Below are 13,752 nucleotides of genomic sequence, written 5' to 3'. Positions count from 1 at the left end.
GATATGAAAGCTTCGCTTTCATATCCCGTTACGCCCTTGCTTGGCGTACTCAGGGGCTATTATTTTAGAGAACTCCTTTGTAACCTCTTGATTTCTGTTATTATTTTCAATGGTTATTGTTGATTTACCACAATATTTTTCAAACAACTCTGCCTTATTACCGAAATCAACTATTTTTCCCTGGTCTAAAATTAATATCTTATTAGCTAATTGGTCTAACTCTTCGTAATAATGAGATACGATGCAAATGGTAGCATTTTTATTTTTATACCACTCAGTTATTTTACTCATTAATTGCTGACGAGTTTCAAAATCTAATCCTGATGTAACTTCATCAAAGAATACCAAAGGAGTATCTTGAATTAGAACTAATATTATTGTTAATCTCTGCTTTTGTCCTCCTGATAGTGTGTTAAACTTTTTATTGATACACTTTTCAAAATCAAAGAATGAAATTAGCTCTTGCAGTTTTTTATTATTCTTTATTTTTGTATTTAAAATAGCTTCAATTATATGCTTAACTGCCATAGTATCTACATAATCATTTTGTTGCATATGGGCTGACATTTCTTCTAATTTCAAATTAGTGTGAATACTACCATTATACTTTATAAGTCCTAATATAGATTTAACTAAAGTGGTCTTTCCCGCTCCATTTGAACCTATTATTCCTATCCTATCCCCTGCTTCAAAAGTTATTGGTGATTTTATTGATAAAGCAACCTCATTGCCATATTTAACTTCTAAATTTTTTATATTTATCATACCTTACCTCCAAGATTAATGATTTTCTCTATATACAAATTATAGCAATTTGTTATGAATTTCATATGAAGACAAGATGTAAATATCATGCTAATTGTTTAAATTCATGTGAAGATTTCCTATTTATATTTATCTATTTTTAATATGTTTTATTCTCAGTAAAATACATAACAGCTTCTACTCCCTCACTAACATTTCTAACTTTTACCTCATAACCTAATAAATTTGCATAATAGGCTACAATATACAGCCCTAACCCATGTCCTCTATTTTCACTATTGCTAGAAACAAAGGGATCAAATATATGTGGTAATATTTCTTTCTCTATTGAGGCTCCATAATTAAGAATAATTAATGATTTTTCAATTAATGATATCTTTATATTTCCATCTTTTGATGTGTAATTTATAGCATTACTTATTAAATTATCTATTATTTTATAAAGTAAGTTTCTATCTGTATTAAGATTTATGAATTTGAACTCACTTTCCATATGAAGCTCTTTTAACTTTATTTGAACTTCATTACACAATAGACTTTCATTAATTATCTCTCTAACATCTATGTGCTCCATCTCAATGTCTTCAATACTGTTGTTTAGATTTAAAATGTCATCTATTATCTTTCTCATGGATTGTAGTTGAATTTTCACCTTGGGTAAATACTCCTTTGTATCCTTATATTTCCCTATTTCATTTATCATGCTGTCCACAAGTAATAAGGCTGCTGCAACTGGTGTTTTCAGTTGATGGGATGATGCTCTTAAAAATACCTCCTGCCTTTTATTTTGTTCTGAAAGGCATTGGTTTTTTTCTTCAAGCTCATTAAAATTTTCATTTAATTTCACATACAATTCATTAAGAGTTGCTCCTAAAATTGCAATTTCATCTTGTCCTTCTATTTCTATAGGTTCAACTACCCTACTAGTATTTTCTTTTATAAATACAGCATGATTTACTAGCTTTTCTACTGGAACTACTATTTTTCTTGAAAACAAAATAGTTGATACTAGTATTATAAGAAAAGCTGTAGCAATAATCATTGGTAGACTTTGAAATATTATTGGCTTTATCTCCTCTATTTGAGGAGTCATTACTGGAAGTAATGATGCAATAATATCCCCATTATTAATACTTATTGCTATATAATTGGTATACTGATTAATTCCATCTGTTGAGTTGTTTTCATAAATAATTGTATCATCTGATATCACATTAACTTTTGAGGATACTTCTTTATAAATATTATCACTATCACTATTAGAAAATTCAAAAGTTAAAGGCAAATTTTCCTTAAGTAGTTTATTTTTGAAAATATTCTCTGTAACCTTTGTAAAATCAAATCTTCCCTTATCAATGTTTTTTATTTCCTCCTGGTGTGTGGAATAATACCTTAGCTTTTCAATAAAATTCAATATTTCACTATCATTAATAGTAATATCTATAGAACCTAGTTTATTATAAATAAAAACCTTATTCCCCTTGTTTGGTATTTTAATAGTTACTGTTGCTGATGGATTTCTTGAAGATATGTTGTTGTAGTTTCCTTCTTTTATATAGGTTTCTTGTATTGATTTTATTGATTTAAAATTACCTCTATTCATATAATCCACATATAGTGAAGGTAGCATAAGAATAAAATATGCTATCATTAAAATTACTATGGTTCCTGAAATAATAGCACTATACACAAATGTTTTCTTTGATAAATTCATCACTTTACCGCCTTATCAAACTGATAACCTACACCAGTTACTGTTTTTATATATTTCTTAGGCAATTTTTTTCTTAGGTTTTTAACATGTGCATCTATTATTCTATCATTTGAGAAATACTCCTCATTGAAAATTTTTGTAATTAATTGTTCACGTGTAAATACCCTATTAGGGTCTTTTATTAGTGTTTGTAAAAGTAAAAATTCACTTAGTGTTAAGTTTAAAGATTGGCTGTTGTAATAGGCTTGATAGGATTCATCATTTACATGTAAATCTGCTGTTTCTATTATATTTATAGTATTTTCCATGGTTCTACGTAATATAGTTTCTATACGTTTTAGTAGCAAAAGTGGAGAAAATGGCTTTATTACATAATCATCAGCATAAAGGTTAAAAGCCTTTAACTGAGTTTGCTCATCTCCAAGAGCTGTTAACATTATTGTAGCCATATTGGGATTTGTTTTTTTTATATGTTCAAGTACATCTAGTCCACTAACCTTTGGTACCATTATATCTAATATGGCTAAATTAAAATCATTGTTTTTTAAAAGCTCAAGAGCCTCTTCACCATCCTTAGCACAAACTACTTCATAATTTTGCATTTTCATATACTCTGTTGTTACCTCTAATATTGTTGGTTCATCTTCTAAAAATAAAATCTTTACCATATTACCATCTTCCCCATTTCTATTTTGTTAACTTTACTTCATATTCAATAAAAGGTATATGTCTGAAAACATTTTTACCCTTCCATTTTTTACTTTAATTATATCCTATTCCCGTGTAATTATAAAACTATACCATTAAACTGGTTAAAATTTTATATAAGAAAATATTTATACGAATAAGAAAAAGCAAAAACTTCAATTTTAAAGTCTTTGCTTTTTCAATATAAATTTTTTCTACTACTATAATACATTATTATATATGTACTCAAAAATAAATTAATTTGTGAGTAGCTCTAATTCTTTTGATAAATCTCTCATATCTCTAGCCTTTTCTTTAAGTTTTTGATCAGCCCTACCTGTAATTACCCTCCCTAACCATATTTTAGCATTTATGTAATCTCCTATCCTTCTATATAACTCGCCTATAAGATATTCTAAAGAATACCTACTTAACCCATATATTGGAGTACGTTCTTTTTCATAAGCGATAAGGAAGCCTTGAAGTGCTCTTTCTAAAAATTCTTTCTCATCTTCTTGCTTTTCTAAAAGTCTATACATCCATGCTATTTTTAAACAAAGTACGGCCTTTTTACTATCTTTAAATTCTCCTAATACTGCATTTAATAATGCCAGTTTATAACGTTCAATAGCAATTTCTATATCATAAATTTGAGGATATTCTTTCCCTTGCCATTTGTTACTTATTTTTACAAGTATAACTTCACGTTTATAAGATTCTATTTTGTGGAAATCACCTTTTAATGCCGCATATCCACAGGTTGGACATACCAACACCTCATAAAAATATGGATTTACCCCCTCATATCTTCTAAATGAATCCGTATCTTTTGATTTTACTCTTGGCACATAACACTTTACAACTCTACAATCAAAAGTTTTTAAACAAACTGGACAAGTAATCTTCTTATCATAAAGCAATGTATTTATATCAATTTTAGTCTCTTTCTTATTCTCTGTTCCTTCATCATACTTCTCTTCTTTCTTTGTATATAACTCTATATCATCTTCATAATTAAACCCTAAACATTCTAACGAAGAAAAAATCTTATTCATCTTAAGCCCCCTATATTTTAGTCATATTTTATATTTATTTTACTATATATAATACTTTAAACCAATAAGGATATTTACTTATGGTACGGTTCGCCTTTAATCCACCTGATGTTAAATTTAAACCGCAAGCAATTCCTATAACACCATACCTTTTTTTCTTGGATAAAACTTTTGTATTATAGAGTTCTCAATCATTAGAATTCCTTCTTACTTCAAGGGATATATCTTCCCTACCACCGGGTGAGTCACATTTTAACAAATAACTAAAGTCTACTATTCTATTTACTGCAAATCTCTGTAATATTTTGGATATATATCACTTTTATTTTCATTACAAATACTTATTGCCTTAGCTTTATTGAGTGGCAGTATACCTTCTGATTGCCTAAAAACTTCTCTATTCACTCTTTGAGCAAAGCATCCTATTTTAGGCTTGCCGATATGATTTTTCATTTCTAGCCAAAGATTTTTTATAGATTCTTCTTTTACATTTCCAAAGCTCATAGACACAAAATCACAAGGATATAATTCTCCTGAAGCACTTATATAGGAATGTTGATTTCCTGCACCACAACCAAATTTTAATTCACTTTCCGTATATGCAAAGGTGCTTATCTTAGGTAAATCACTTCTTTTGTTTGCCTTATGCTGTATTTTTATAAGCTTTTCTCTATCACTTTCACTATAAAGTACATTTTTTAATTGTTTTTCCGCTAAAAGATTGCCACTTAATATAGGCTCAAGTATCTTAACTTCATGTGCTCCATTATCTTTAGCAAATTTAAATAACTTAAATAATTCTTCCTCATCTAAGTTTTCTTTCAATATAACAGTTTGAGCCATTGTATATAATCCTGCTCTATTTGCATTTCTAAGTGCTTCAACAGCATAACCAAAAGCATTTTCATTATTTCTGTTTTTATTGTGTACATTTTTATCATAAGAATCTAAACTTATACCAATGCCAAATAAGCCACTATCTTTTAACTTTTTTGCTTTCTCATAGCTTAAATTAAAACCACTAGTAAATAGAATTGATGTACTTCTGCTATCTATATTTCTTACAATCTCAAATATATCCTCACGTAACATAGGCTCTCCTCCTGTTATTCCAATAATAGGAGTTTTCATTTCTTGAAGTTCCTTTATAACATTAACCCATTGTTCTCTTGATAATTCCTCTTCTACTTTTCTATTTTTCGCACTACAATAAAGACAATTATTAGGGCATTTATTTGTTATACATAAATAAATGGAAATAGGTGCAGTTCTTTTTGCATATATTTGCTTTGTAAATACATTGTTAGGTTCATCTACTGCTAGAATATTTTGCATAAATGACTTAGATGGAAAAGGTGGTAAAAAGGTGCTTAGTACATACTTATCCTCATGCTTCACTAGCTTTTCACCCTTTATAAAACTTCTCATCATTTTTACGTATTTTAATAAATTAAACTGCTTATCTTCCTTTAAAATATTATAAATATCAATCAAACTCTTTATAACATTTTTATCAATAGCCATTCTTGCCATGATTTTTAAATTATTAATACTCATTCATCCCTATTCCTTTCTAAAAACACCGTATGCAAATTTATGATTTATTTCATAAACTCCATTTTTGTATTTCTCTTTTTTTATTTTTTTAATTATAAGAGGTTTAACTTCATTGTAATTCTTAAAGATTTTCCTAGTTCCCGCTGCTGCACCAGTTATATTTAACCACTGCATAAGTTCCTCTGGCTCTTTAAATCTAAAAAAGACCTCACCTTCATTTACTTCTAAAGCTTTAAACCCATACTTTCTACACCATTTAACTAAGCCCTTGTTGCCTTTAGGTAAATTTAATTTTATATCCATAGGTTTAATTACTTCCTCTTGTTTCTCCCTCATCACCTCTAAAAAAATTTCTTCTACTTTATCTAAAGTTCCATGAACATTTGTAATTATTGCTAATATACCTTGTGGTTTTAAAACATTATTAAAAAGCTTTAATAGCTCATGGTGATTAAAATAAGAAAGGGCCCACCCAAAAAATATGACATCGAATTTTTCATTAGTAGCTTTTAAAAATTCAATGCCATCACTCTTAACCATTTTCACTCTGTGATTATTAACATCCTTCAACTTCTCAAGCATTTTACTTGACTGGTCTACAGATGTAATTTTATATTTTTCAGATTTATCTAATAAACTTTTTGTTATATATCCTGTTCCACAAGCAAAATCTAGTATTTTCAGCTCTTTATCCCTGTCTATGTGCTTTGAATGAATAATATTATCCGTATGTGTTCCCATTTCTTTAAGCCAATAATCATAAGTATCTGAAACTTTATCATACTCTACTCTATAATCTTCTTTGCTTACAACTTCTTTTTTTAAAAGCTTGTACCCAAGCTTCAAGTAAAATAATATTTTATTTATCATATTTTCTCTCCTACAAATATAAAGTAATAGCCCTTATCATAAACCTTCCTTATATGAAAATGTTTTTCAAGTAAAATCTTAACTTCATCTTTAGTTCTAAAAAATAATCTTCCAAACAGAATAAATTCAAATGCTCTTAGCAACCTGGTTCTTATATGTTTTATATGGAAATCCAGAATAACTACCTTTCCACTTTTCTTTAGTATCCTATTTATTTCAACAATAAGCTCCTCTTGTTCTTTAATATGATGAAGAACATCACTCAATATTACTGTATCAATAGAATTACACTCAAAGGGAGTGCTTAAAGCATTACCTCTTACAACTATCACATTTTTTGCCTGATTTACCTTTGAAAGCATCTTCTCGCTTTCATCAAGGACATAGACAGTCTTACAACTATTGCAAATATACTGAGCTAAACAGCCAGTTCCTCCACCTATATCTACAACCACTTCATGTTCATCTATATTAGCAGCATCTTCTATATCTTTAAGCTTATACAAATTGAAAATAGCCATAAATTTATCATAATATTTATAAACCTTATCAAAATCCTTTATCTCTTTCATAAATACCCTGCCCCTTAGCATTTTAAAATCCACTTTATCCAGTATAAGTCTTAATATTAATATTTATTTTCGTACACTTACTTTATAGGTTATTTCCTCTATTTCTGTTTCATTACTTAAAAATTAACTGTATATACGTTTATTATAACATTACGTTACCATTGTGCAATAAATTACTTCTTTGGGTAACTATAGCCTCTTAATCCAAAAATATGAATCTAATATGATATATTTCAAATTTCCCCCTGAAATCAAATCTAAAACTAATCCGCTTAAAAACTATACATCCCTCGAAGCATTTTATTAATAAGCTTTTCACTGAAGATTCTTTTTGTCACTCTGATTGAGAGGAAGCTCCGCCTCACACGTTCGGTGGAGTAAGTTCTGCTAACGAAATACAAAATTTCGATCATCACTTATAGTATAAATATATTTTAGTTGCCAATATTATAATAAATAGCTTTTTTAACTTAAAAGTTGATAGTTTGAAAGGAGAATACCATGGAAAATCAAAATAACAAAGAAAGTAACCTGATAAAAAATGCAAAAGAGAAACAGCTAGATGAGTTTAAAATGGATAACCAAGGAAAAAACCTTACCACAAATCAAGGTGTTACAATGTCACAGGACGAATTTTCATTAAAGGCAGGGGATAGAGGACCTACTTTAATGGAAGATTTCCATTTCAGAGAAAAAATGACTCATTTTGACCATGAGCGAATTCCAGAAAGAATTGTGCATGCGCGAGGCACCGGAGTACATGGAGAATTTCAATTATATGAATCAATGAAAGAATATACTAAAGCAGGATTTTTACAAGATCCATCTGTAAAAACCCCTATATTTGTAAGATTTTCTACTGTAGCTGGATTTAGAGGATCGGCTGATACAGTTAGGGATATAAGAGGTTTTGCAATAAAGTTTTATACTCAAGAAGGTAATTATGATATAGTTGCAAACAACATTCCTGTTTTCTTTATTCAAGATGCAATTAAATTTCCTGATTTTGTTCATGCAGTAAAGCCTGAGCCAGATACGGAGGTTCCTCAAGCCTCTAGTGCTCATGATACCTTTTGGGACTTTATCGCAAATAATCAGGAATCTGCTCATACTGTTATGTGGGCTATGTCTGATAGAGCAATTCCGAAAAGTTACCGTATGATGGAAGGCTTTGGCGTACATACCTTTAGATTTATTAATGAAAGTGGTAAATCTACTTTCTTTAAAGTCCATTTTAAACCTGTGCTTGGGGTTCATTCTTTAGTTTGGGATGAAACTCAAAAAATAGCTGGTAAAGATCCAGATTTTAACAGGAAAGACTTACAAGAAGCCATAAATACAGGCAATTATCCAGAATTTGAAGTAGGGGTACAATTATTGCCACAAGATAAAGAATTTAGCTTAGATTTTGACATATTGGATCCTACAAAACTTTGGCCTGAAGAGGATGTTCCTGTAAAGATTATAGGAAAAATCACGTTAAATAAAAATGTAGATAACTTCTTTGCAGAAGTTGAACAAGTGGCCTTTCATCCAGGTCATTTAGTTCCAGGAATTGATTTTACAAATGATCCTCTATTACAAGGTAGGTTATTCTCATATACAGATACTCAACTTATCAGGCTAGGCGGACCTAACTTCCATGAAATTCCTATAAATAGATCGGTAGCTCCAGTTCATAATAATCAAAGAGATGGACATTCAAGGCAGACAATAAATACTACCAATGTAAGCTACCATAATAATTCATTATCTAACAACACGCCTAAAACCATAAGTGAAGAAGAAGGTGGCTTTGCAAATTACCAAGAAAAAGTAGAAGGAAATATAGTTCGTTCAAGAAGTAAAAGTTTTGAAGATCATTTTTCTCAAGCAGCAATGTTTTACAATAGCATGAGTAGTGTGGAGAAAAATCATATTATTGATGCATTTAAATTTGAACTTTCTAAGGTAAACAATAAAGATATTAGACAGCAAATAATTGATATGTTTGGCAATGTAAATATTGACATGATGACTCAAGTGTCACAATATCTTGGAGCTAACCTTCCAAAAGGTGAAGCCTCAAAATATAACAAAGTATCACCAGCACTTAGTCAAGAAAATACTATAAAAAAATCAGATACATTAAAAGTTGGAGTTATATTGTCAGAAGGATATAATGTAGATGAATTTAATACTATGATGAAAGCTTTAAACGCTGCCAAAACTATGCCAGAAATAATAGGTGCTAATTTGAATCCAATTAAAGGTTCTGATGGCACAAACCAACTACCTAAACATTCCTTGTTATCTGCAGATCCTGTATTGTTTGATGCTATGTGTGTTATTGGCGGAAACAGTGTTGACCCTAACTTCAAAATGCGCTCTAAGATATTTATCGAAGAAACCTATAGGCATTTTAAGCCAATTTTAGTTTCACAATCAATGACTATGCTGTTAAAACCAGAGATGAAAGATCAGCCTGGTGTAACAGTTGGAGATGCTAAGGATAAGTTTACAAATAAATTCATAACTGATATTTCAGCACACAGACATTGGGACAGAAATATTACTATATGATGGATATTTTATAAAAATTCTAACATGCTATACTAACTACAAAATTTAGATACAATGACATTAGAGAATTTTTCATGTTAGTATGCACCTTCTTATAAAAATAACAAAATTCAATAGATATTGAATAAAAAATAAGGTGGTTACGAAAGTTATATTTCATTTCCACCTTATTAAAATGTCTACGTAAATTGTGGTACGGCTCTCCCTATCAGTTGCAAATGCTGTTTTTACATTATATTCCATCGTTTTATTTTAACATATTTAGCTATCTTAATCCCTTTGTTTATCTCAACTTAATAAGATTCTGGCATTTCAACATACCTTAAAATATGCTTTGGTATATATCCATTTAATCTTATAATTTCTGCATATTTAATGCCAAATAAGTGAATCATAGTTGTTTGTTCTTTTCTTGGTATCCCTGCCTCATACATTCTTTTTAGCTCCTTAGCTAATTCTAGTTCTGTCATAATTACCCTCAGTTCATTAATAGTTATTTCTGAAATTCTTCATCCAAGTATTATTTTTGAATTTTCATCAGTGTTTATTTTATTCATACCCTACTTTATTAATAGTAGTAGAATATATATCCTTAACTGTTGTTAATATAGTTTTTAATAACGCCTTTTCTCTCATATCTTCTTTATATTCAATACACGCCTTAAGTTTAACTAACACCATATCTTTATTAGGATTATAAATAGTTATTTTCCTCGCTTCATTTATTATCTCTTCATATGTGTCATTGCCAGCTAAATGAATTTGATGAATGTCATTTAGTAACATTTTGTTTTTAAATAATACTTCTTTTTCAATACTTAGATTTAGGATTTGCACTCTATTTTCTATTAATGCTTGTATTAAGTATAAACTTTCAACAATATTTTCATTGTAACATTCAGTTTCTAGTACTTCTTTTAATATTCTCTTAGATACTTGTTTTTGTATGTTGTTTACATTTATTTCTTCATCCCTATATTTACGGTGAAGTATTAATTTATTAGCTATTAATGAAATTATTATACCTATAATAACAAATATTAATCTATTCATTATAATATAGTTGGGATTAATAACATTTAATGCTGCTGAAGCTATTGAAGTTATTGTAACAAACATCACTATATTTCTATAGTCAGATACATATCCCATTAAATACCCTGTGGTTAAAAGTATCAATGTTCTCATGGTTGGATCTTTTACTATATTAAATAGTATGAATATTATTAAAGAGCCTATTACTGTTCCCACTATTCTTTTTTTAGATTTTAATCTAGTAAACTCTGCATGTGGCTGAGTTAAGGCAAATACAGTATAAACCATCCAATTTCCAAATTGCAAATTAAAGTAATTTGTTATAAATGCAGTTATAGCTACTACTAAGCCTAATCTTATAGCATAAGCTACTCTATTTGATTTAAGATTAATATTTCTCTTATGAATATTTATATCCTTAAAATCCTCTGGAATATATAGTTTTGAATCTATATTATTTTTTTCATCTTCCGCTAAATTTTTAATCTTATCTATTTGTGTATTTAAATTTTCAATTGCAGTTATAAATTTATATACACCCATTAGCTTTACATGATCACTTTTATACTTACAAACTATTGCTTCCAGGTCCCCTTTATTGAACTTTTCATCTTTTATATTAATTAATTGCACATATATATGGTCTAATAAATCCTTATCTATTTCTTTCGTAGTATCTAATAAAATATTTATTTTTTCTAAGCAAGACAATACATTAATAACACCCTTGCCATAATTGGTTATAGAAAAATTTTTACCACTATAGAATATAATGATTTTTAACTTGTTTATATAACTATCTATATCTATTTCAGTTACGTCTTGGTCTTGTTTTAACAAGGTAATTTTTTCCAAAATTTTATTATCTATATTATTTAATATTTTCTCGCTTGATTTTTTTAGTTTATTTTTGTTAGCTATTAATTGTACCCCCATGATTATGCAGGCACCAAAAACTAAGGCCAACAATCTCATTGGCAAATGTTCTATTGTTATATGGCTAGTCATAAGTAATATATAATGTAATCCAAACAACATGTTAATTGATTTTCTAAGTTCATAACTAAATATATAACCTATTAATGCCATTATTGCAAAATTTATAACTATTCCTATCCATATATTTTGCCAGGCAATAAAAGCCCCTAATCCTAAAATTAGATTAAATATTATTAAATGTACTAAATTTTTAAGTGGCTCTCCTGTTAAATCTCCTTCTAGTACTGCTAATGCCAATACTATAGTTGTAACCCCTACAAGTGAATTTTCCGCTCCAAAAACAGCTTTGAATGCACTAACGAATAAAACTACAAATATAAATATTAAAGTCTTAGATAGAATAGTTGAGATAATTTTATTACTGTGCTTTTTCATTTTTGTCTATCTCCTTTTGCCTTATGTTTTTTCGTGAGATTAATTCTAGCACACTCAAGAATTTTATACAACTATTGTGCTTCTTAACAATTGTAACGATATTTTTTTATTTCTACTTATAATTCGGTTGATGCTTAATATAATATACGTAATTATCTTTTATGTTACGATACGTCAAGAATATTATATGATTTAAAATAAATATTATTTTAATTAATTTTGCATAATAAATAGTATATATTATAAGTAAGCGGTAAATAACAATCTACCTTCACAATTATTTACCGCTTACATTAATCCCTATTTTTTATTCTATTTATATCCATCACTTACTACTGGATGATTTGAGTGAATGTTTTCAAAATGGGTTTCCACCATTTAAATTACACAACCTTGCTCAGTCGCACCGGCTCTCAGAAACTAGTGTAAGTGATATTTTCCCATTTTATTCTTATGCATATATTCTACATAAGAATGGTATAATTCTAAAGTACAATTTTATACTTAACTTCTATATTATCTACAAGGCATATTAAATCTTCTAAATGATTTTCTTTTAAAAATTATACTATACTCTTTATCTATCACAATTTAGCATTCTCCTACCTATTAGTACATAGATGTCTGAAATCATCATACAATGCTTTAAAATTTAACACCATCTATTTTTTTAATCTTTTCCATATATACTTTATTTTATTACTTTTAACACTACATTTTTCTTTATAAAAATAGCCTTAACTATGTTGTATAAATGCCTAAGACTACCAACTTTATTTATTTAATTTCTTAACAAATGTTACTATATTAATAAAAACAACTCTTTAGATAAGCTGCTATTAAATAAGACTATATGGTTTATCATAAAGTTTAAAGTATATGGGGAAAGTATAAATAAAAATTTAGAGTCTTTTCAAACAAACACAACACAAAAATGTTATATTACAAAAATGTAATCTTTCAGTAAGGTAAATCAATATGGAAACTTACACTAAATGCTATAATGGAAATGAAGAGCGAAAGGAGTTATTATGATTGATTTAAAACACATTAATAAATATTATGGTGATTTTCATGTTACCAAAGATTTAAACTTACATATAAAAAAAGGAGAGATTTATGGGTTAATAGGGAAAAATGGTGCAGGTAAGACAACTATTTTTAAAATAATTCTTGGTTTATCAGATTTTTCAGACGGACAATTGTCTATTAAAAACAGTAAAAATTATTCTGAACTATTAACTAATAGAAAAAAAATTGGCTTTTTTATAGGCAAAAACTTTTTTGACTATCTTAATGCAAAAGAAAATTTAGAATATTATCGTAAATTAAAAGGCATTGAAGATAAGAAAGAAATAGATCGTGTCCTAAAAATAGTTGGATTACATACTACTACAGCAAAATATAAATCTTTTTCAATGGGAATGAAACAACGTTTAGGAATTGCAAGTGCAATACTTGGGAATCCAGAAATTCTTATATTGGATGAGCCAACAAATGGACTTGACCCGGTAAGTAGACTAGGGAATCACTACCCTAGCCCCTCTTAGAACCGTACGTG

At 28.5% G+C, this 13,752-nt stretch carries 11 protein-coding genes; 2 read left to right on the top strand and 9 right to left on the bottom strand.

All coding sequences use genetic code 11. From position 1 onward, the window contains the following. Positions 1-18 precede the first annotated feature (18 nt). The 7 genes from RSD37_RS15970 to RSD37_RS15940 all read right to left on the bottom strand — a co-directional run bounded on the left by RSD37_RS15970 (position 19) and on the right by RSD37_RS15940 (position 7,220). The gene (locus RSD37_RS15970; protein ID WP_346947729.1) at positions 19-765 is read right to left on the bottom strand and encodes an ABC transporter ATP-binding protein; all 747 of its coding nucleotides are present in this window, start codon (positions 763-765) and stop codon (positions 19-21) included. A gap of 139 nt (positions 766-904) precedes the next feature. Further along, positions 905-2,479, bottom strand: coding sequence for a HAMP domain-containing sensor histidine kinase (locus RSD37_RS15965; protein WP_346947728.1), 1,575 nt, complete (start codon positions 2,477-2,479; stop codon positions 905-907). Further along, a complete protein-coding gene (locus RSD37_RS15960; RefSeq protein WP_346947727.1) occupies positions 2,479-3,147 on the bottom strand; it encodes a response regulator transcription factor in 669 nt (222 codons plus the stop codon). The genes RSD37_RS15965 and RSD37_RS15960 overlap by 1 nt, the downstream gene beginning before the upstream one ends. Positions 3,148-3,423: 276 nt before the next feature. Then, complete coding sequence (locus RSD37_RS15955) at positions 3,424-4,221, bottom strand: DUF2225 domain-containing protein (RefSeq protein WP_346947726.1); 798 nt, start codon at positions 4,219-4,221, stop codon at positions 3,424-3,426. A 282-nt stretch (positions 4,222-4,503) separates the two neighbouring features. Next, positions 4,504-5,778 carry a radical SAM protein gene (locus tag RSD37_RS15950; RefSeq protein WP_346947725.1) on the bottom strand — a complete coding sequence of 425 codons (1,275 nt, stop codon included), beginning with the start codon at positions 5,776-5,778 and terminating at the stop codon, positions 4,504-4,506. A 6-nt stretch (positions 5,779-5,784) separates the two neighbouring features. Then, a complete protein-coding gene (locus RSD37_RS15945) occupies positions 5,785-6,648 on the bottom strand; it encodes a methyltransferase domain-containing protein (protein ID WP_346947724.1) in 864 nt (287 codons plus the stop codon). After that, complete coding sequence (locus tag RSD37_RS15940; RefSeq protein WP_346947723.1) at positions 6,645-7,220, bottom strand: methyltransferase domain-containing protein; 576 nt, start codon at positions 7,218-7,220, stop codon at positions 6,645-6,647. The genes RSD37_RS15945 and RSD37_RS15940 overlap by 4 nt, the downstream gene beginning before the upstream one ends. Positions 7,221-7,721: 501 nt before the next feature. Here RSD37_RS15940 and RSD37_RS15935 point away from each other — a divergent pair. Beyond that, positions 7,722-9,782 carry a catalase gene (locus RSD37_RS15935; RefSeq protein WP_346947722.1) on the top strand — a complete coding sequence of 687 codons (2,061 nt, stop codon included), beginning with the start codon at positions 7,722-7,724 and terminating at the stop codon, positions 9,780-9,782. Between the two features lie 293 nt (positions 9,783-10,075). Here RSD37_RS15935 and RSD37_RS15930 read toward each other — a convergent pair whose 3' ends face one another. Beyond that, positions 10,076-10,252 (bottom strand): hypothetical protein, encoded by a 177-nt coding sequence (locus RSD37_RS15930; RefSeq protein ID WP_346947721.1) that lies wholly within the window; start codon positions 10,250-10,252, stop codon positions 10,076-10,078. A gap of 79 nt (positions 10,253-10,331) precedes the next feature. Next, the gene (locus RSD37_RS15925; protein WP_346947720.1) at positions 10,332-12,191 is read right to left on the bottom strand and encodes an FUSC family protein; all 1,860 of its coding nucleotides are present in this window, start codon (positions 12,189-12,191) and stop codon (positions 10,332-10,334) included. 1,031 nt (positions 12,192-13,222) lie between these two features. Between RSD37_RS15925 and RSD37_RS15920 the strand changes: the two genes are divergently transcribed. Further along, a complete protein-coding gene (locus RSD37_RS15920) occupies positions 13,223-13,741 on the top strand; it encodes an ATP-binding cassette domain-containing protein (protein WP_346947719.1) in 519 nt (172 codons plus the stop codon). Positions 13,742-13,752 lie beyond the last annotated feature (11 nt).

The sequence above is a fragment of the Clostridium sp. genome (assembly GCF_036646415.1).
Taxonomy (GTDB): Bacteria; Bacillota; Clostridia; order Clostridiales; family Clostridiaceae; genus Clostridium_J.
This window is presented reverse-complemented; position numbering and strand designations above follow the sequence as displayed.